This window comes from Anabaena sp. PCC 7108, from assembly GCF_000332135.1.
Taxonomy (GTDB): domain Bacteria; phylum Cyanobacteriota; class Cyanobacteriia; order Cyanobacteriales; family Nostocaceae; genus Anabaena.
In genome coordinates, this window is the sequence record NZ_KB235896.1 from 2,284,594 (window position 1) to 2,303,217 (window position 18,624).

Genomic DNA, 18,624 nt, shown 5'->3' on the forward strand with positions numbered 1-18,624 from the left:
ATTGCGAGCGAAGCGAAGCAATCCCAGCCCTTGCGATTGCGTCATTCCACTGCGTTCCATTCGCAATGACATTGTGTAATTAATTCTGTCCTAGTACTTATCAAGAGGTTCTACCTCTAGTATCACTGAAGGCAGAGCCTTCTGAAATTCATTCCCATACAGAGTATGGGAACGAGAATAACGAGAATATATATTCAGTAATTCATATTTCATGATGCCATATAAAGTTGATTTTTTAACTCCTGTAATGCTTCTAAATACTTTTGTTTATTACCAAATATTTTATTGACAATTTCTATAGGTGTACCTATTTTATCAAACGGTTGCACTTTTAAATCATTTATATTTTCAATATTTTCAATCCCTTCATCTGCATATTTATCTAAAAGTGCATCTATAACCGCACGGGCTTTTTCACTGTATTTATTAAAGTAATCACGCTGACGTACCTTTTTAGCCCGTTCTTTACGACTTAACGCAGGTTTGTCAAAAGCAACATGACAAATTAAATCAAAAGGATCAAAATCTTTCCCTACTTCCTCTGCTAATGCTTCTAATAAAATTCCTTGTTCATTCAATTCTTGAATAATAGCTTGTTTCTGTGCTGCTGCATTCCAACGACGCAGAAATTTATCTAAGGTGGTAAATTCTTGTTGGACAGTTTTGCGGGTATAGTCTTTAATAGATTCCGTGATTAATTTACCATCTTTACTACGATAAAGTGTCCTTTCAGAAACTATATTAACATCCACATCTACAGGTACAAATTTAACTCGCTTCTGTCCTGATTTTTCAGGTAAATCATCAATATTATCTCCACTATCTGGACTACCATCATAATCATCAGGAGGTACAGGAGATTCCCCTGTCTTTGGTTCATATATTTGTACAGGTTCACCATCAAAATCTGGGTCATCAAACTTTTTAGTCGCTTTTTTGAAATCTATAATTGTGAAATATGTTTTATCAAATTCTTCATTAATTCTTGTGCCTCTGCCAATGATTTGTTTAAACTCTGTCATTGAACCAATATTTTTATCTAAAACAATTAATTTACAGGTTTGGGCATCTATTCCTGTAGTCATTAATTTAGAAGTTGTCACAATCACTGGATAGGGACTTTCTGGTAAAATAAAATTATCTAATTCTGCCTTACCTTGTTCATCATCTCCCGTAATTCGCATAATATATTTACGATTTTGGGAAACTAAATCACTATTTTCATTAATTAAAGCACAGCGCATTCTTTGGGCGTGGTCTATATCTTCACAGAAAACTATGGTTTTATCAAATCTGTTGGTAGCTTTGAGAAATTCGGTAATCTTTTTAGCTACTAAAATATCCCGATTTTCTAATACCAATGTGCGATTAATATCTTTTTGGGTGTAAAGTTTATCTTCAATTAATTGATGATATTTATCTAATTCTCCTGGTGCTGGTTGCCAACCTTCTAAATCTTTATCAATGTCAATTCTCACAACTTTATAAGGGGCTAGAAATCCATCTTCTATCCCTTGTTTGAGAGAATAAATATAAATGGGTTCGCCAAAATAATCTATATTAGAAACTTCTTTAGTTTCCTTGGGTGTAGCTGTTAAACCGATTTGAGTAGCAGCAGTAAAGTATTCTAAAATTTCTCGCCATGCGGAATCATCAGCCGCACTCCCCCGGTGACATTCATCAATAACAATTAAATCAAAAAATCCTCTGGAGAATTGTTTATAGATATTTTTAGATTCTTCTGTTCCTGATACACCTTGATAAAGGGCCAAATAAATTTCATAGGCTGTATCTACCTGACGTTTAGTGATTTTCGTCATGGCAGAACCAAAGGGTTTAAAATCGTTAGTTTTAGTTTGGTCTATGAGAATATTTCTATCAGCTAAAAATAATATTCTGGTTTTATGTTTAGATTTCCATAACCGCCAAATAATTTGAAAAGCTGTGAAGGTTTTACCCGTGCCTGTAGCCATAACTAATAATATCCGGTTTTCACCTTTGGCTATGGCTTCTACAGTTTTATTAATAGCAATTTCTTGATAATAACGGGGTGACTTACCACTACCATCATCATAATAACTTTGAGTCACAATAGGCTGTAATTGATCATCAATATTTCGCCATTTACAATAACGTTGCCATAATTCCGCCGGTGTGGGAAATTTATCTAAAGGAATTTGTCTTTCTCTTATCCCTGATGTCACAGTTTTATCATGTTCCAAAAATGCGTCACCGTTGGAACTATAAACAAATGGTATATCTAACATTTCTGCATAATTAAGTGCTTGCTGCATTCCACTTCCCACACTGTGGTTATTATCTTTGGCTTCAATGACAGCAATTTTGATATTCGGTTTGTAGAACAAAATGTAATCCGCGCGTTTACTTTCTCCTCTGGTGACCAATTTACCCCGGACATAGACTCTCCCAGAAGTAAAGGTGAATTCTTCACGGATTTGGGTGTGTAAATCCCATCCTGCTGTTTGCACTATGGCAGGGGTGATGTATTTGGTACAAATGTCACGTTCACTGAGAGATTTTTTGTCAGAGTCCATGCGATTAGGTAGAGGTTAAAGACAACTAGTTGATATAAATCACGTTACGAATGCGTACAACGTGCTTATTATTATTTAGTCTACCCAATAGTCTACCCAATACCCGATGTCTAATTTACATCTAATCAAATTTTCAAGGGAATTTTTGATGTTTGAACGCAACTTGGTAAGTAATTGGACAAAAATATTTACAGTCATTGCGAGCGAAGCGAAGCAATCCCAGCCCTTGCGATTGCGTCATTCCACTGCGTTCCATTCGCAATGACATTGTGTAATTAATTCTGTCCTAGTACTTATTACCTCACCAATTGCATAGCATTATTAAAAAACTGACGACACAATCCTTTAGTCACTAATACCGTTGTCAGCAAATTCGCGACAACAACCATAAACATAATCACAATTTCATAAGATACAGCATCCAAAGCTGTGACTCCAGCTAATAATTGTCCACTGGTAAAAGTTGGTATTGTTACCATACCTATTAGCATCATTTGATTCAAGGTAGGAAGCAATGCGGCTCTAATTGCATCTTTGCGGTATTGACTTACTGCTTGCTGGGGAGTAGCACCTAAACTTAAATGAGTTTCTATTTCTGTGGGAAATTGGTTAATAGCACTTACAAGCCTTTCTCCAGCTACTGCTGCGGCATTCATGCCATTACCTAGCAAAATACCTGCTAAGGGAATGATATAACGTGGCTCGTACCATCTGTCTGGTTGGATAATCAAAAAGTTGGTGTAAAGCAATGCTAAGGCTGTACTGGCGAAAATTGCTGCCCAGACTAAAGGGAGTACCAGAGGAATTTTTTGGCTGATGCGATTTCGTGCGACAATCGCCGTAATTGTCAGCATGATTGTTAAAATCCCCAAAACAGCCCAAACATTGTTAACAGCAAAGATGAAGTCTAAAACGTATCCTAAGACGATGAGTTGGAGGATGGTTCTACCGGTGGCTAAAGCTAAGTTTAACTCTAGTCCTAACTTTTCCCAGGCAGATAAACCAATAGCGATCGCTATTAATGCGACAGCTAAAGCTAAATCCACAATATCCAGTTTGATTAAATCCGGCATGGTTTCTTTACTTCCGGGGATTGTTTGCTTAAAACAGCCTACACAAGAACTATTCAAAATTCTAAATCGTCTACATTTATCATGGCAGTTAGCAGTTATTTTGAATATTGCAGGACTTACGCAAAATCATGAAGAAACAAACCGCGAAGGCGCGTTCGCGGTAGCGTTGCGAAGCAAAGGACACGAAGGAAGAAGGGTTTTAGAGAGTTCTTGCGTAAGTCCTGTATTGAACAAATTTGAGAGGTTATATCACTTATCTTCCGGTATATTCCGTAAAAACCCTGAACAAATGAGTATTTTCAGCGATCGCGCTTTTCAGACTTTTGGGAAAAATTTAATTAGCTAACAGCGCCCGTAAAAGTGTATCTTTTGTATCTGCATTAAAATAAAAACTTATGATCCAAAGTGTAAATTCCATCCCTGCCTTTGATATCAAGCAGCAATATGCCACCATTGAGGCAGAAGTGAGTACTGCTGTTTTAGAAGTTCTAACTTCTGGGCGTTATATTGGTGGTCCAGTTGTTGAAGGCTTTGAGCGCCAGTTTGCTGCTTATCATGGAGTTAGTGAATGTGTAGCTTGTAATTCTGGTACTGACGCGCTTTATCTGGCGCTACGGGTTCTAGAAATTGGCGCAGGTGATGAAGTTATTACCACACCTTTCACCTTCTTTGCGACGACGGAAGTCATCAGTGCTGTGGGTGCAAAGCCGGTGTTTGTGGATATTGATGCAACTACGTTTAATTTAGATGTAGAACAAGTTGCAGCCGCAATTACACCTAAAACCAAGGCTATTATGCCGGTTCACTTGTTCGGACTACCTGTGGATATGACAGGATTAATGGCGATCGCACAAACTCACAATTTACCAGTAATTGAAGATTGCGCTCAAGCCACAGGTGCAACTTGGGATGAGCAAAAAGTTGGCAGCATTGGACACATTGGCTGTTTTAGTTTCTACCCAACCAAGAATCTGGGTGGTTGTGGTGATGGTGGCGCAATTACAACTAATGATAGTGCGATCGCAGCCAAGTTGAGAGTATTACGGGAACATGGCAGTAAAGAAAGATATATTCACGAAGAAATCGGTGTTAATAGCCGATTAGACTCTATCCAAGCTGTAATTTTGCAAATCAAACTGCGCTATTTAGATACTTGGAACAAACAACGACAACAAATCGCAGCTTATTATTATCAATTCCTCAGTCAAATTCCCGGTATCGTCGCACCCCAAGAATTACTAGGAGGAGTAGGTGTCTGGAATCAATACACCATTCGTATTTCTGGTGAAGGTAGAAATGGTGCAAGTGCTAAATATCGGGACTGGGTACGGAGTCAATTACAAGATAAAGGCGTGAGTTCCATGCTTTACTATCCTCGTCCTTTACATTTACAGCCAGTTTATGAAAATCTAGGCTATCAACCCAGACAATTGCCAGTATCTGAGCAAGCTTGTCATGAAGTCATATCTCTGCCCATGTTCCCAGAACTGAGACAAGAACAGCAAGATCAGGTGATTTATGCTTTGAAGGATTGTTTAAGCTAGAAGAGGTGACAGGTGACAGGTGACAGTTAAGAGCAAGTATTATAGGGTGCGTTAGGATGAATCTGTAACGCACCATTATCTGATTTCTATAAAATTAGGACTTACGCAAGTGTTACACTCAAAATCTGTTGTAGGGTGCGTCAGACTGCATAAATCCTGCAAATAACTAGATTATTGATATCTGACGCACCCTACCAATGTGCCAGTTGCGTAAGTCCTGAAAATTTTATACACAAAAATTAAATCAGACTATAAGCAGCTTTTAAATATAGCAGGAGTCAGGAGTAAAACCCTTTTTTAGTGAGAGTTTCATTATCAATTGATGTCCTAACCACCCTGTCCACGGCCATAACATCATAGTTGCACCAAATCTTTTATAGTTACTAAAAATATACTAAAAATTTGTTGTCTGAATCAAGATGTCCATAATTTAAGGATTTACAGGATGTTGTTTGATGGTTGTCTGAATCAGGATGATAATGATAACTTTCACTTATGCTAATTTAATTTTACTTTGCATATTTAAAACTTACGACTATTTGTTCTTTACTTTTCTTAACAATTAATTGAGAATTATTTTTATTTACCAACGAGGTTGCAATATTTTCAGGCATTTGCTATAATTCATTGAAATTTCAAAATTGGGATTTTTATAACCAATTTTGTGTTCTTCATAAATTGTCATCCTCAAACCCTTAATTTATAGTTGTTTCAAAAATTCTGTCCTGCAAAAGATACAAAACTTCACCAAAAAAAGCGCTCTTGCTATAACAATTTTAGGAGTAAATTTATCTAACCAGAATAAATAGTACAAATTTACTCTTGGCAAGAAGTTTATCTGCGGTTATGTGCGTTTTTTGTGGGAACATCCCAAATGTGTAAGTTTATTTTTATCTAACAGCAGAAAATTATTTTTTCAAAATTGGGATGCTCCCTTTTTTGTGTTTCAGCAGCTGAACTAGAAAATATAGGACTGGGGAAGAAAATTTTAGATTATGGATGACAGTTGGTTACATACAATCCAAAATCCAAAAATCAATCCCCATTCCCTATAGGAATCTATGCAAATGTGCGAATATTTGCAGTTGCCAAAGCTTCCACCAAGCTACGGACAGCAGCAATCATGGCGATTTCGCTATTGAGTTGGTTGATAGCAGAACCGACACCAACACCTGCCGCACCAGATGCGATCGCTAGAGGTGCAGTCACATTAGAAATGCCAGAAGCACACAATACAGGCACAGAAACCACGCGGGAAATTTCATAAGCCGCCGCCAAAGTAGGAGCAGCTTTTTCAAGTAATCCCAAAGTACCACCGTGAGCGGGTTTGCTGCTAGTACCACCTTCAGTTTGGATGATATCAGCACCAGCTTTCACCAATTCCTCAGCCAGTTGTACCTGTTGATCCAATTCCAGGATATGAGGAACAGTTACAGACAGGGTAATTTCGGGTAACAAGGCGCGGGTTTGGCGAGTTAGGTCTAAAACTTCCTCAGCTTCAAATCTACGACCTTGAGCGTAAAAAGAATCAAAATTACCGATTTCAATCAAATCAGCACCAGCAGCTACCGCTTGAACAAATTTTTCAGGTTCTACAGCTGAAACACAAACTGGTAAACTTGTTAAACTTTTAGCTAATTTAACCAAAGCTGCATCAGCAGCAATATCAACAAAAGTTGCACCACCCAACTCAGCCGCTTTCACAGTAGCAGCAACACTTTCGGCGTTGAAATTATTCAAACCGCTAATTACTTTCAGAACACTGCGGTTAGCAAACGCACGTTGCAAATTAGAATGCATAGTCATAATTCTTGTTTTGAGCCTATTGAGGTAGGAATATTTTTACACTATATAGACGCTGGAAACTAGAGGCTACAGCAAGAGACTTTAAGAATTTGAGACAATAGCACTAAAAATCCTGCTAATGCTAGAAATGGGAAAGACACATTTGATTAAACAACAATGAACGCCCAAGAAAGCATAAATCAGCGAGATTGGTCATGGCCTTTTTGGCCTGCACTACCACTTTATCCCTATGGTAGAAGACGAACAGTTCGTCGAGAAATAGTCAAGGATAGCATTTGGACATTTGACCAATTACAAGGCATCCTCTATACCATCGTACCAATTCGGATGACCGTCATCAAGCTGCAAGCTGGTGGTCTTTTAGTCTATGCACCTGTCGCACCCACAGGAGAATGTATTCGTTCGGTTCAAGAGTTGGCAGCAAAGCACGGTGAAGTTAAATATATCATTTTGCCTACCAGTTCTGGTTTAGAGCATAAAATCTTTGTTGGACCTTTTGCGAGAAAATTTCCCCAAGCTGTAGTCTATGTTGCACCTCACCAGTGGAGTTTCCCATTTAATTTACCACTGAGTTGGCTTGGCTTTCCTCAAAAACGGACTTTAGAATTACCAGAAAATATTAATCAAAATCCTTTTGGGGATGAATTTGAATATAAAATTTTAGATATAAATTTAGGAAAAGGCGCTTTTGTGGAAGTGGCATTATTTCACAAACCATCGCGCACTCTCTTATTAACAGATACTATAGTTTCAGTAAAAGAAGAACCACCAGAAATATTACAATTAGAACCATATCCTTTATTATTTCACGCTAGAGAACATGGACAAGAGATTATAGAAGATAATCAAAAAAATCGTCATCAAGGATGGCAGAAAATATCTTTGTTTGCAATTTATTTTCGTCCCAGTGCTTTAGAAATTATGGGAATGAAAGAAATATGGAAAGATGCTAAAAAAGCTCCAGACCATTCTGCCAAAGCTTACTTTGGTTTATTTCCCTTTCGCTGGCGAAATAATTGGCAACTGTCTTTTAATGCGTTGTCTGGAAATGGTCGCCCTTTTGTCGCACCAATTTTACAAGTTCTCATTCTTCCCCAAGCACCAAAACAGGTATTAGACTGGGCTGATAAAGTTGCAAATTGGGATTTTGAGCAAATTATTGCTTGTCATTTTGATTCACCAATTAAAGCCAGTCCGCAGCAATTTCGACAAGCATTTACTTTTTTAGAAAAAGCACCATTGTTGAGAGATGATAAACCTTTATTGGTTGAAGATTTGCGATTTATTCAGGAACTAGAAGCGGGTTTGCTAAAGCGTGGTATTGCTACACCTGTTAAGGATAAGGTTTAATTGTCAGAAATGGTTATAGCTTGCGTGACAACGCAGGAGTCATAAGCCTCCCGTAAGGGATACAGGATTTCCAGGATTAAAGGATTTACAGGATTAAGATAGGACTTACGCAAGTGTCACACCAAACATCTATTTTATGGTGCGTCAGATATCAAGTATCTGTTTATTTACAGGATATGTCAGGTCTGACGCACCCTACCAATATGCCAGTTGCGTAAGTCCTGTAAGACTGGAATTTGATCACAAATTACCTATTACCAGCCTCAACTATCTTGCGCCTAACGATTGAAATCGAGGCTACACAAACAAAGCCTGTCTCCAAGGCTCGAAAACATTGATTTTATATTAGTCCACGGAGGTGGACTTAGTTTTTATAGCCGCGACTTCTAGTCGTTCGGAATTGGTGCAAAATGTCAGTTTATTTCCCAATACAAAACCTACTAAAAATCCGATCTAAAACTGATTCCGTCACCTCTTCTCCGGTAATTTCTCCCAACGCATAAATCGCTCCCCTTAAATCAATTGTCCAAAAATCTAAAGGTAACTGTTCGATAATTGTTTTCTGCACTTGTTCCAAATCAATCTTCGCTTTTGTTAAAGCTGCGGCTTGTCTTTGATTAATTGCTAAATCCATATCAGCAGCTTGCACTTTTCCCGCTTGGACTATTTCTAAAATCGCAGTTTCTAAACCATCAATTCCTTGATTTTGTGCTGCCGCCGTTTTCACAACCTTCCTAATAAATTGATCATCTTCTTCCCTAAAAACCTCATCATAAAAAACACCTTCCCCATCTCTACTTCTCTGTGTCCTCTGTGTCTCTGTGGTTCGTTTATTCAGTGATTTCTGTGTAATTTGTGAAGATGTTTCTAAAAGGTCAATTTTATTAATCACCAAAATCACCGGACGGTGTTTTACTTGTTCATAAATTTCTTGATCTGCATCTGTCCAACCTGCGGAAGCGTCAATAGTCAATAATACTAAATCAGCAGCACTCGCAGCACGACGCGATCGCTCTACCCCAATTTTCTCCACCTGATCTACTGTTTCCCGAATCCCTGCTGTGTCTAAAACCTGAACAGGTATTCCCCCGACAACTAGCTGAGATTCAACTACATCGCGGGTTGTACCGGGTAAATCTGTGACAATAGCGCGATCGCTCTGACTCCACGCATTCAATAAACTCGATTTTCCCACATTGGGACGACCAACAATCGCTACTTTTAAACCAGTTCGCAATAATTCACCTTTATCTTTTGTGGCTAATAACTTGGTAATTTCCAACGTAACTTGATCAATCTCGGAAATAATTCTTTGCTCATCTAAAGGTGGTAAATCTTCCTCAAAATCAATCCGTGCTTCAATTTCCGCCAAAATATCCAAACATTGAGCGCGTAACTGACGAATCGGATGAGCTAATTTACCCTGTAACCCAGCTAAAGCTGTTTGCGCTGCTTGGGGAGATTTCGCACCAACTAAATCTGCGATACTTTCAGCTTGGGTTAAATCTAAACGTCCATTTAAAAACGCTCTTAATGTAAATTCCCCCGGTTGTGCTAATCTCGCACCATTTTCTAAACATAGTTGCAATACTTGTTGTACAGCCATAATTCCCCCGTGACAATGAAATTCCACCACATCTTCACGGGTAAAAGAACGAGGTGCTTTCATAATCAACAACAAAGCTTCATCAACAATTTGCTTAGTTTGGGGTTGACGGATGTAACCATAGAGAATGCGATGACTTGACCAAACTTGTTTTCCAGGTGCAGAAAATAGAGTTTGTGCGATCGCTATTGCATGATCACCAGAAACCCGCACAATCCCCACACTACCTTGTTGAGGGACAACAGCAGTAGCTATAGCAGCGATCGTTCCAGTATGAGCTAATAATTCCGACATGGGAGTTCAAGTGACAGGTGACAGTGATAACTGACCTACAAAGTTAATAGTAATATTTATCTAAAGGGTAATAAAGCCTTACTTTAAAGAGGAGTTTACTGTGGAACAAACAATTAACTGCGCTGAAGCTTGCGTTAACGGTTGCGTTTTAGGCGATAAATGTCCTAATACTGAGTTTAAAGAAGCAACTTCCAAGTTTATTGAAGAAACTTCTTTGGATCAAATGCTAGAGATGGCTGAAGAAAGATTGCGGAAAAAAATGACAGAACCGCCAAAATGGGTATTTCCCGAAGATTCTTAGTTAAATAGTATTTGGATCAATACCTAATTCTCGCAGCTTCGCCGCCAAGCGATCGCTGCATTGTCTTTCCTGTTCAGCCCGTTGTTTTTCCTGTTCAGCCCTTGCAAATTGCTGTTTTGCTACTTCTTCAGGTGTGGGAACTAATTCTCCTTCAGGCGTGAAAAAGCGTAATTTGTTTTGATCAACCCCCAAAAATAAATCTAACTGCTGACTCCATAACCAACCTTGACTATTAGGTTCTATTGGTTGATACTTCCCAGCGAGGAGAACAAAGCCAGCAAACTCTAAATTGTGAGGATCAAACCAGAAGTATTCCGGTGTCCGAAAAATATCTTGGTAAATTTGTTTTTTCAAACCCTTATCAGTTTTAGCTGTAGAATCTGAGAGCAATTCCACAATTACATGAGGATACTTCCCATCTTCTTCCCAAACAACCCAACTTTTGCGGGGTTTACGTTCAGTTCCCAAAACTACAAAAAAATCTGGACCCCGGAAATGCTCAGATTTAAGCTGGCGCGGACTGTAGTAAACAGTAACATTCCCCGACGCATAGAAATCATTTCTATTTTGCCACAACCATTCAAGACATTGAATGAGCAGCGTCATTTGTAGTCGATGTAAGTCAGTTTCCAAAGGTGGTTCGTCACTATATAAATCCCCTGGAGGGAATATAACATCTTCTGGGATGGGAATATCTTGGATAAGAGTCATGGTGCTAAGTGTTTCAGTAATAAAAAAATCAATTTAATTAAACATAAAACATCTATTCAAAATTTTCTTGTTAATTGAGTAGAGAAACTATGAAAATACTCAATATTAATCAGCTAAAAAGCTTTGTTGAACACAGGATTGAGAAATATCTACGAACGCACTACTAAATTTTATACTATTTCTTAGTATCTCTAGTGGCTAAAATTTTGTGGCATATATAATAAAAATGTGGCACAAAAATAAGTTGTATGCCTAATATGTTTGTTGAAGTACATTTAAGTTCCCAAGGTCGATTAGTAATTCCTGCATCTTTAAGGAAATCACTTGGCTTTGAACCTGGTGATGTCCTAATTGCACATCTTGAAGAAGGCCGGTTGATTCTCGAAAAGCAAGAAACTATTAAGCGTAGACTCAAAGCTCGTTTTTCCCAGTTACCAAAGGATATCAGCCTTGCTGATGAGTTAGTAGCTGAACGCCGCGAAGAAGCCAACCGTGAGGAAACTGCATGAAAGCAGTTCTTGATGCTTCCGCTTTGCTGGCCTATTTGCAGGATGAGCCTGGTAATGAAGCAGTTGACGCGGTATTAGCGGAGTCAGTTATTTCCAGTGTGAATTGGGCTGAAGTGGTACAAAAGGTAATAGCATCTGGTGTGCTTGTTGATGAGATGCGTAATGATCTTGAGGCTTTAGGAATGAAAATAGAGCCATTTATGCCAGAGGATGGGTTGCTGGCGGGAGAACTTTGGCAACAAACCCGTCAATATGGGCTTTCTCTTGGGGATAGAGCTTGTTTGAGTGTGGGTTTAAGGCTTGGAATTCCAGTTTTGACTACTGATCGCATTTGGGCTAACCTTGGTCTGACTTTAGATGTGTGTGTTATTCGTTAATGGAGTATTGTGTTAATCATTATTTGGGATGAAATTATGATTGTAGAATAAGCTCAAAGTCTCGAAAAGGCTATACTGTCAAGCATAAAAAAGTCATGAAAATACAAACTCAAGCAACATTATATGAGCTAGATTATGGTCTGTGGCTTGAAACTACAATAGATAAATTACAAGAGCATCAGTTTGAATCTGTAGATATTGACAATTTAATCGAGGAACTTGCAACTTTGGGACGGAGTGAAAAGAAAGCTTTGCGGAGCTATCTAAGGTTAATTGTCATGCACTTGCTCAAATGGCAATATCAACCAGAAAATATTAATCAACCCAAAAAAAATCGTTGGCCACAAGATTAGGTTCTACTTCTGTTTTTTGTACCATACGAAGACGCAAAATAAAGAAGGGAAATGATAAAATAATAGAGTAACCCACAGTTAAGGCTGAATGTGTTCAATTGGAAATCCTAATTTATTAGATAGTTCCAAAACATTATTACTAAAGTCTACAGTTGTAGCTACAGTCCCACCTATTACACCAACGAGTGCTAATAATGCACCAATACGAGCTTTAATTCGAGGGTTTCGCTTTTCAGGTATAGTGATATGAATATCTTCTTGCAAATCCTCTTTATTTTCAAAAGAAATTTTCTGACAGTTAGAGTTCCAGAAAGAATCACAAATTTCTTGTTGTGGGTCTCCTTCAAAAGTAGATGTAGTAATAAATAAATGTAACTTGATTGGAATGAAATTTTTACAATTTACTCGTTGAATAATTTCAGGAATTGGGCATTCATTACAGATATCTACAGAAGTTAATGGTGTATATTCTTTTCCTCGAATTTCAGCTATCTCACATTCTAGTTTTCCTTGGTGAGACTTTCGGTAAGGACATGGTTTCAGCATTAGGTTAGAATATTAGAAGTGAAACATTACATTAAAGTTTAACATAATTTAAGTATCAAATTAGACTTCCTTATATTTTATACAGGAATTACCAAATTTACATATAAGGCTCACAGTTATTGCATCTTGGTATGAAACCTAATTATATTGCTAAAATAAGTACAAATAGCCTAATAATGAATAATGGTAACATTACAACTTAGACAATTAACTGTACCCCCAGGACATAGAATAATATTACACAACATCACTTGGCAAGAATTTGAAGAAATATTAACAGAATTAGGCGATCATCGTACCAGCAAATTAGCTTACAGTCAGGGAAATTTAGAAATCAGGATGCCATTACCAAAGCATGAAGTAGCCAAAGTTATCATTGGAGATTTAGTTAAAATTATCCTAGAAGAATTAGAAATTGATTGTGAATCTTTTGGTTCAACTACTTTTAAACGTGAAGATATGGATAGTGGTATAGAACCTGATGACTCGTTTTATATTCAAAATCATGCGCGGATGATTGGTAAAGAAAAAATAGATTTAACAATTGATCCACCACCTGATTTAGTAATAGAAATTGATGTCACATCGAAAACTCAGTTAAATGCTTACCTAGCATTAGCAGTTCCCGAAATATGGCGATATGAAAATGATAAATTACAGATAAATATTTTTGAAAATGGTCAATATATAGAATCAGAAATTAGCCCTAATTTTCCTAAATTACCAATTAAGGAAATAATTCCTCAGTTTGTTGAACAAAGTCGAACTATCGGCAGAAGTCCTACTCTGAGAAAATTTCGCCAATGGCTAAAAAATATGATCATTGAATAATTAAATATCCAATCCCAACACTGTTAATTCTGGTGGATGCTCAACACTAAACTGATAATATACCTCCTGTTGTTCCTTTGCTGCCAACACAATATCCCACTCCAAAATTCCGATTTCACTTAATTGAATTTGTGGCTGAGAACGAGAAAGACGCACCTTAATTTGCTCATTGCGACTAACTGGTAATTGTTCAGTTAATTTTAAACTTGCTTCTTGATTTAATAAATTAGTAATTACCACCCGATAAGCATAGGTAACTCGGCGTTGACTACTCATCAGTTTCTTATCTACCTGACGTTCAACTAAATCACGTTCAATTTTTAAACCTTCATCTATACCCAAATTAATTTTAAATTCCTGTCCTGGAGCAATATGTTCTAATTGAGTTGCACCGACAAAGATACTGTCCCGAAAAATATTTGCTTTTCCTGGTAATAAAGTTGCACCATCAGGACTATTGTTCACATTAGCTTGTAAATAAGCAAAACTAACTAAACGTGGCATTCCTACATAATTGAATTGACAAGGATAATCATCTTGAAAAATTGTGGTTTTATGAGGTGCGCCATCACTGGGAATATTACCACCACTATTTAGTTTAAAAGTAACTACGCTGCCTTGTTTAGATACTTCCGTGACAACTGTTTCAGCAATGATAAAATTTTCCTCGTCTTCCTTTTTTGCCGCCTTTGGCGCATTATGAGGAGGAGGCATCAGCACAGCCATAGCAGGTGGAGGAGACATTGAACGCTGCATAGTCAGAGCATCATCTGCGCGTGTACGTGGTGTATCAATATACCAAGGCTTCAGCTTGGGTGGGATTGTACCTAATCCCGGTTTGGCGGTAGAAAAAGTCAGCGCAACACCAAGCCAATCTTCTCCTGTAGTTTGGGTAACTTCTGCTAAGTAGCTCAGATATAAGATATTGCTGCTACTATCAACCCGCAAGTCATAAAGCGGCTTCCAGTTAGCACGATTCACCAAATAAGACATCTCTAGCTCAAACTCACCTTCCCCCGCAACTTCCACACCGACAATTACACTCAAGCTTTCTTTAGGGTGGGGTGTTTGGATTTTTTGCAATGCGGTGCGGAGTGGTTGTAATTGCTTTTCTAATTCTTGCTGTTGGGTTTTGCATTCCCCGGAAGCGATCGCATATTCGCTATACTGACTACCAATAAAGTTGAGGAAATCCAAAGTTTCACTCAAACTGAGATTTTTCCGTGACAGGCTTTGAGCAAAGGGTTCTTCTGTCTTTTCACCCAAGCCTGTAATAAAACTAGATTGCAACGACAAAGCATCTATTTGAGCTTGTAAATGGCGTTTTTCTGCTTCTAGTTGCTGAATTTGTTTGGTTAACTGTGCCACTCTGTCCGCCACAGGTTCAGTAGTATAAATGCGATCGCTACTGACTCCCAGCAACCGCACCCCTACCGTACCAGTACCGCTTACCCTCAGGGACTCAGTTTCTAGAGTTACAGGTAATGGTGTAATTAATAACTCCCGTTCTGCTCCCGTTAAGGATATGACACCTCGTCTTGTGACTAGAGCTTTTTCACCATAGACAGTAACAGCAACAATCTGGTTTTCTACCGTTTTGCGCCAAGATAATATTTCCGGATTCACCATTGCCAGTTTTCCCCATATTTATCAACCAGTAATCTATTTGCTGTTAACTGGTTCTGTTGGTTAATTGTCAATGGTTTCCGGTTTCAGCGTCAAGGGTTATCAGGTGGTGAATGTAAAATTTATTCTGGAACTGAAGTAATTACTTCTTGCACCACAATCTTCTTAGCCGCTTCTAGTAGATACTCATAATAAGTACGAGCCACAATCGATAACTGCTTACCAGATGGGTAAACCATATACCAAGTACGCTTCATGGGAAAGTGCTGCACATCCAAAATGCTGAACTCAGAACTATCTGTCAATAAAGTATGACGAGATAAAACCGAAATTCCTAAACCCCCAGCTATTGCTTGTTTAATTGCTTCATTACTCCCCAATTCCAGTTTCACCTTCACCTTGATTCCATGTTCATCAAAGAGAGATTGCACAGCACGGCGTGTACCTGAACCAGGTTCGCGCATGATAAATGGTTGATCTACCAATTTTTCTATGGGGATATTTTTTTCCTGTGCTAAAGGATGATTTACAGGTGCAAAAACTACCAAAGGATTTTCTAAAAATGCCTTGACATTGACATCTAAATGATCTGGAACCTGGCTCATAATATATAAGTCATCCAGGTTATTGACCATCCGCTCTAAAATCCGTTCATGATTAGTGACTTGTAGGGAGATATCAATTCCTGGATATAATTGGCAAAATGGACCCAACAAACGCGGGATAATATATTTCGCTGTTGTAATCACAGCTAACCGCAATTGCCCTTGTTTTAATCCTTTTAAATCTGCCACCGTCATTTCAAATTGAGCTATGGTCTCAAAAATCTGACGACAAGTAGTAAATAATTCCCTTCCAGCTTCCGTCAAAAATAAGCGTTTTCCCACCTGCTCAAATAATGGCAATCCTACCGATTTTGTTAGCTGCTTGATTTGCATCGATACGGTAGGTTGGGTGAGAAATAATTCCTCAGCAGCACGAGTAAAGCTACCGTGCCGTGCCGCAGCCTCGAACACCTTCAACTGGTGCAGCGTCGCTTGGTTCAAGGTGATTCTCCTCTAATAGCAATTCTTAGACATAAATCCAGTATCACTGAACACTACCCCCTGATGTAATGTTACAGAAAAAGGGAACAGGAAACTCTTAACAGGGAACTCTTAACAGATAAGAAACTTTAGTTGCTGAGTTTAAAGCTCAGTCAAAAAAAAGATGTTTTTACAAGATGGGTAGCACGAAAAAACAATGTCATTATTTCAATCTCATGTTTTTAAACATGAGTTTTGTTCTGTTAAGAGTTTCCCGTTAAGAGTTCCCTCTAAATCATACAAATTTATGAGGTTTAATATAGATAAAAATCTATCTTCGCTATCAGAAGTACGGTATTGGACTTATCGAGTTAAGAAGTTATCATCAAGAAATAAGCAAAGCATAAAATGCCTTCCAACTCAAGATGAATGTTGAATATTGAATAATTTATTATTTATAATTCATCATTCATCATTCCATAACTCTTCCTTAATTTTTACAGGCAATCTAGCTAAATCTGGCAACTCCACAGCTTCTGCATCTACAATTTTATCCCTGATATTCAAAGGTATATTTAAAGGCTCACGTTCTTCTATCCAGCAATTAGCCACCGGCAAGGTTAACTCCATTTCATCCAACGGACGAGGAATCACCATTACCGCACTCAATTCTCCTATGCGTTCTGCTTCAAACATCCCTGCTTCTACTGCTACGGCAACATTAGCTACAGAGCCACGAATTATGGCTGTACACAAACCCGCACCAATTTTTTCATATGCTGCCAAATGTACATCAGCCGATTTAAGCATGGCATCACAAGCGCCTACCATTGCTGGAAAACCTCGCGTTTCCACTAAACCAATTGCTTGATTACTCAATCGGCTGTAACTGCCTTCCTCCATCAATTTACTGATGCGGTTGGTAATTGGCAACACAATGTCGAGGTTAGGATAAGGTCTGGGAATCACCAAACTGGAAACCAACTGACCAAACTGTTCAGCCGTGTGTACACCCGCTTCTACAGCCAAGCGCACATCAGCAATACCACCTCGAATAATTGCCGTACAGTGACCACTACCGATTTTTTCATAACCTACTAAGTGAACTCCAGCCGATTTCAACATCATGTCAGCTGTTCCCACTATTGCTGGAAAGCTAAGAGTAGATACTAAACCCAAGGCCGTATCCTTGAAGTTGTCTCGGTGACGACGACGTGCTGGCTGAACAGTGCTAAGAGATCGTTGATTAGATGTTTCCATCATGAATTCTCCAGGATACTCACAAAACTCTCCACTTAACAATTAACACTTACTATGAGGAATTGTCAGAGTGTTTGTCGTTCAAGGATTGCCTATGGGGAAACAATGTGATCAACAGTCTATTGATGCTACCTTGCCCATAAATTTGAGTCCCAAAAGTATTATGGGATTCGGTTTCAGCTTGGCTGGGTACTGATTCTGGATTAGTAATTTCGGCAGATTCTTCTTGGTTAGAGTTAGCCACCTGAGTCTGTTCCTCCACTGGTGGAGATTGACTTTTAGGAGTTGGAGAAGGCTGAGAAACAGAATTAGACTGCTGTTGAAATTCCACAAAGGCTGAGGCTGAGAAATGGGTTGAAGAAACTACTTTTTCTTCTAGCTTTTCTTCTTGAACTTTTGTGGAAGTAGAGTTATTCGTGGATGGTTCAATCTGTGGAATTTCTTCACTACGACTGGTGTCTCCCAAAAGGGAACCTGGTGGAACTACTTCTCCCGATGCGACAGAACAGTTAAATACTGTTGTTGCTGCACCGATACAAGCATTAGTGCCTATTGTGCCTTCACCAACCATCAAAAACCCGGCTCCCAGGTTAACACCTGCTTCTAGTTCTAGAATACCTTCATTGACTTGGAGAATTGACCCCATGCCAATACAGACACCAGGTCCGATAATTATTTTGCTGTTGGCAGATGCTTGAATGATTACCCCTGGTGCAATTACCGCACTGGGATGAATATTCACCTCACCACTAATGTGAGAATCAAAACTGTTGCCCAGGCGTAGCAGCGGCACAGACATGGAATTTGTCACCTTGGAAGCCGGAAAAATGGGTATTGAGAATAATTTTGAGGTGGGG

Annotated in this window: 18 protein-coding genes; 8 read left to right on the forward strand and 10 right to left on the reverse strand. The window is 38.6% G+C overall.

The genetic code is table 11. The features are described from left to right. Window positions 1-209: 209 nt before the first annotated feature. Window positions 210-2,555, reverse strand: a complete 2,346-nt coding sequence (gene hsdR, locus ANA7108_RS0111165; RefSeq protein ID WP_016950873.1) for an EcoAI/FtnUII family type I restriction enzme subunit R — start codon at window positions 2,553-2,555, stop codon at window positions 210-212. A 296-nt stretch (window positions 2,556-2,851) separates the two neighbouring features. Beyond that, on the reverse strand, window positions 2,852-3,628 hold the full coding sequence (gene fetB, locus ANA7108_RS0111170) for an iron export ABC transporter permease subunit FetB (RefSeq protein ID WP_016950874.1): 777 nt from the start codon (window positions 3,626-3,628) through the stop codon (window positions 2,852-2,854). Between fetB and ANA7108_RS0111175 the strand changes: the two genes are divergently transcribed. Then, the gene (locus ANA7108_RS0111175; RefSeq protein ID WP_016950875.1) at window positions 3,627-3,974 is read left to right on the forward strand and encodes a hypothetical protein; all 348 of its coding nucleotides are present in this window, start codon (window positions 3,627-3,629) and stop codon (window positions 3,972-3,974) included. The two genes, fetB and ANA7108_RS0111175, sit on opposite strands and share 2 nt — an antisense overlap. 49 nt (window positions 3,975-4,023) lie before the next feature. Continuing rightward, entirely contained in the window at window positions 4,024-5,172 is a 1,149-nt protein-coding gene (locus tag ANA7108_RS0111180; RefSeq protein ID WP_016950876.1) for a DegT/DnrJ/EryC1/StrS aminotransferase family protein, read from the forward strand. Between the two features lie 1,059 nt (window positions 5,173-6,231). Here the strand turns inward: ANA7108_RS0111180 and ANA7108_RS0111190 are convergent. Next, entirely contained in the window at window positions 6,232-6,978 is a 747-nt protein-coding gene (locus tag ANA7108_RS0111190) for a DUF561 domain-containing protein (RefSeq protein WP_016950878.1), read from the reverse strand. Window positions 6,979-7,134: 156 nt separating this feature from the next. Here ANA7108_RS0111190 and ANA7108_RS0111195 point away from each other — a divergent pair, with 156 nt between their 5' ends. After that, on the forward strand, window positions 7,135-8,328 hold the full coding sequence (locus ANA7108_RS0111195; RefSeq protein ID WP_016950879.1) for a DUF4336 domain-containing protein: 1,194 nt from the start codon (window positions 7,135-7,137) through the stop codon (window positions 8,326-8,328). A gap of 418 nt (window positions 8,329-8,746) precedes the next feature. Here ANA7108_RS0111195 and mnmE read toward each other — a convergent pair whose 3' ends face one another. Beyond that, the gene (gene mnmE / locus ANA7108_RS0111200) at window positions 8,747-10,228 is read right to left on the reverse strand and encodes a tRNA uridine-5-carboxymethylaminomethyl(34) synthesis GTPase MnmE (protein WP_016950880.1); all 1,482 of its coding nucleotides are present in this window, start codon (window positions 10,226-10,228) and stop codon (window positions 8,747-8,749) included. Between the two features lie 100 nt (window positions 10,229-10,328). Between mnmE and ANA7108_RS0111205 the strand changes: the two genes are divergently transcribed. Beyond that, window positions 10,329-10,529 (forward strand): hypothetical protein, encoded by a 201-nt coding sequence (locus ANA7108_RS0111205; protein WP_016950881.1) that lies wholly within the window; start codon window positions 10,329-10,331, stop codon window positions 10,527-10,529. Here the strand turns inward: ANA7108_RS0111205 and ANA7108_RS0111210 are convergent, their stop codons facing one another. After that, window positions 10,530-11,240, reverse strand: coding sequence for a Uma2 family endonuclease (locus tag ANA7108_RS0111210; protein WP_016950882.1), 711 nt, complete (start codon window positions 11,238-11,240; stop codon window positions 10,530-10,532). 248 nt (window positions 11,241-11,488) lie between these two features. Here ANA7108_RS0111210 and ANA7108_RS0111215 point away from each other — a divergent pair, with 248 nt between their 5' ends. The 3 genes from ANA7108_RS0111215 (at window position 11,489) to ANA7108_RS0111225 (ending at window position 12,479) form a co-directional block, all read left to right on the forward strand. Continuing rightward, complete coding sequence (locus tag ANA7108_RS0111215) at window positions 11,489-11,749, forward strand: AbrB/MazE/SpoVT family DNA-binding domain-containing protein (protein WP_016950883.1); 261 nt, start codon at window positions 11,489-11,491, stop codon at window positions 11,747-11,749. Then, window positions 11,746-12,126: a PIN domain-containing protein gene (locus ANA7108_RS0111220; RefSeq protein WP_016950884.1), complete on the forward strand. Its 381-nt coding sequence runs from the start codon at window positions 11,746-11,748 to the stop codon at window positions 12,124-12,126. The genes ANA7108_RS0111215 and ANA7108_RS0111220 overlap by 4 nt, the downstream gene beginning before the upstream one ends. Window positions 12,127-12,221: 95 nt before the next feature. After that, complete coding sequence (locus ANA7108_RS0111225) at window positions 12,222-12,479, forward strand: DUF29 domain-containing protein (protein ID WP_016950885.1); 258 nt, start codon at window positions 12,222-12,224, stop codon at window positions 12,477-12,479. A gap of 78 nt (window positions 12,480-12,557) precedes the next feature. Here ANA7108_RS0111225 and ANA7108_RS0111230 read toward each other — a convergent pair whose 3' ends face one another. After that, window positions 12,558-13,025, reverse strand: coding sequence for a hypothetical protein (locus tag ANA7108_RS0111230; RefSeq protein WP_016950886.1), 468 nt, complete (start codon window positions 13,023-13,025; stop codon window positions 12,558-12,560). A gap of 183 nt (window positions 13,026-13,208) precedes the next feature. On the opposite strand from ANA7108_RS0111230, the gene ANA7108_RS0111235 reads away from it, so the two are divergent. Beyond that, window positions 13,209-13,856, forward strand: coding sequence for a Uma2 family endonuclease (locus ANA7108_RS0111235; RefSeq protein WP_016950887.1), 648 nt, complete (start codon window positions 13,209-13,211; stop codon window positions 13,854-13,856). On the opposite strand, the gene ANA7108_RS0111240 is transcribed toward ANA7108_RS0111235, so the two are convergent. The 4 genes from ANA7108_RS0111240 to ANA7108_RS0111255 all read right to left on the reverse strand — a co-directional run bounded on the left by ANA7108_RS0111240 (window position 13,857) and on the right by ANA7108_RS0111255 (window position 18,566). Continuing rightward, window positions 13,857-15,485: a mucoidy inhibitor MuiA family protein gene (locus ANA7108_RS0111240; RefSeq protein WP_016950888.1), complete on the reverse strand. Its 1,629-nt coding sequence runs from the start codon at window positions 15,483-15,485 to the stop codon at window positions 13,857-13,859. It abuts the gene before it with no gap. A gap of 119 nt (window positions 15,486-15,604) precedes the next feature. After that, entirely contained in the window at window positions 15,605-16,528 is a 924-nt protein-coding gene (locus ANA7108_RS0111245; RefSeq protein ID WP_042490425.1) for a LysR family transcriptional regulator, read from the reverse strand. Window positions 16,529-16,972: 444 nt separating this feature from the next. Beyond that, a complete protein-coding gene (locus ANA7108_RS0111250; protein WP_016950890.1) occupies window positions 16,973-17,767 on the reverse strand; it encodes a BMC domain-containing protein in 795 nt (264 codons plus the stop codon). 52 nt (window positions 17,768-17,819) lie between these two features. Then, window positions 17,820-18,566 (reverse strand): hypothetical protein, encoded by a 747-nt coding sequence (locus ANA7108_RS0111255; protein ID WP_016950891.1) that lies wholly within the window; start codon window positions 18,564-18,566, stop codon window positions 17,820-17,822. Window positions 18,567-18,624: the final 58 nt, after the last annotated feature.

Excerpts from the sequence above, each read along its gene's own strand:
- fetB (WP_016950874.1), bottom strand. The coding sequence starts at position 3,628 with ATGCCGGATTTAATCAAACTGGATATTGTGGATTTAGCTTTAGCTGTC.
- ANA7108_RS0111190 (WP_016950878.1), bottom strand. The coding sequence starts at position 6,978 with ATGACTATGCATTCTAATTTGCAACGTGCGTTTGCTAACCGCAGTGTT.
- ANA7108_RS0111255 (WP_016950891.1), bottom strand. The coding sequence starts at position 18,566 with ATGTCTGTGCCGCTGCTACGCCTGGGCAACAGTTTTGATTCTCACATT.
- ANA7108_RS0111215 (WP_016950883.1), top strand. The coding sequence starts at position 11,489 with ATGCCTAATATGTTTGTTGAAGTACATTTAAGTTCCCAAGGTCGATTA.
- ANA7108_RS0111230 (WP_016950886.1), bottom strand. The coding sequence starts at position 13,025 with ATGCTGAAACCATGTCCTTACCGAAAGTCTCACCAAGGAAAACTAGAA.
- ANA7108_RS0111240 (WP_016950888.1), bottom strand. The coding sequence starts at position 15,485 with ATGGTGAATCCGGAAATATTATCTTGGCGCAAAACGGTAGAAAACCAG.
- ANA7108_RS0111220 (WP_016950884.1), top strand. The coding sequence starts at position 11,746 with ATGAAAGCAGTTCTTGATGCTTCCGCTTTGCTGGCCTATTTGCAGGAT.
- ANA7108_RS0111225 (WP_016950885.1), top strand. The coding sequence starts at position 12,222 with ATGAAAATACAAACTCAAGCAACATTATATGAGCTAGATTATGGTCTG.
- mnmE (WP_016950880.1), bottom strand. The coding sequence starts at position 10,228 with ATGTCGGAATTATTAGCTCATACTGGAACGATCGCTGCTATAGCTACT.
- ANA7108_RS0111250 (WP_016950890.1), bottom strand. The coding sequence starts at position 17,767 with ATGGAAACATCTAATCAACGATCTCTTAGCACTGTTCAGCCAGCACGT.
- ANA7108_RS0111210 (WP_016950882.1), bottom strand. The coding sequence starts at position 11,240 with ATGACTCTTATCCAAGATATTCCCATCCCAGAAGATGTTATATTCCCT.
- ANA7108_RS0111180 (WP_016950876.1), top strand. The coding sequence starts at position 4,024 with ATGATCCAAAGTGTAAATTCCATCCCTGCCTTTGATATCAAGCAGCAA.
- ANA7108_RS0111195 (WP_016950879.1), top strand. The coding sequence starts at position 7,135 with ATGAACGCCCAAGAAAGCATAAATCAGCGAGATTGGTCATGGCCTTTT.
- hsdR (WP_016950873.1), bottom strand. The coding sequence starts at position 2,555 with ATGGACTCTGACAAAAAATCTCTCAGTGAACGTGACATTTGTACCAAA.
- ANA7108_RS0111175 (WP_016950875.1), top strand. The coding sequence starts at position 3,627 with ATGGTTTCTTTACTTCCGGGGATTGTTTGCTTAAAACAGCCTACACAA.
- ANA7108_RS0111235 (WP_016950887.1), top strand. The coding sequence starts at position 13,209 with ATGGTAACATTACAACTTAGACAATTAACTGTACCCCCAGGACATAGA.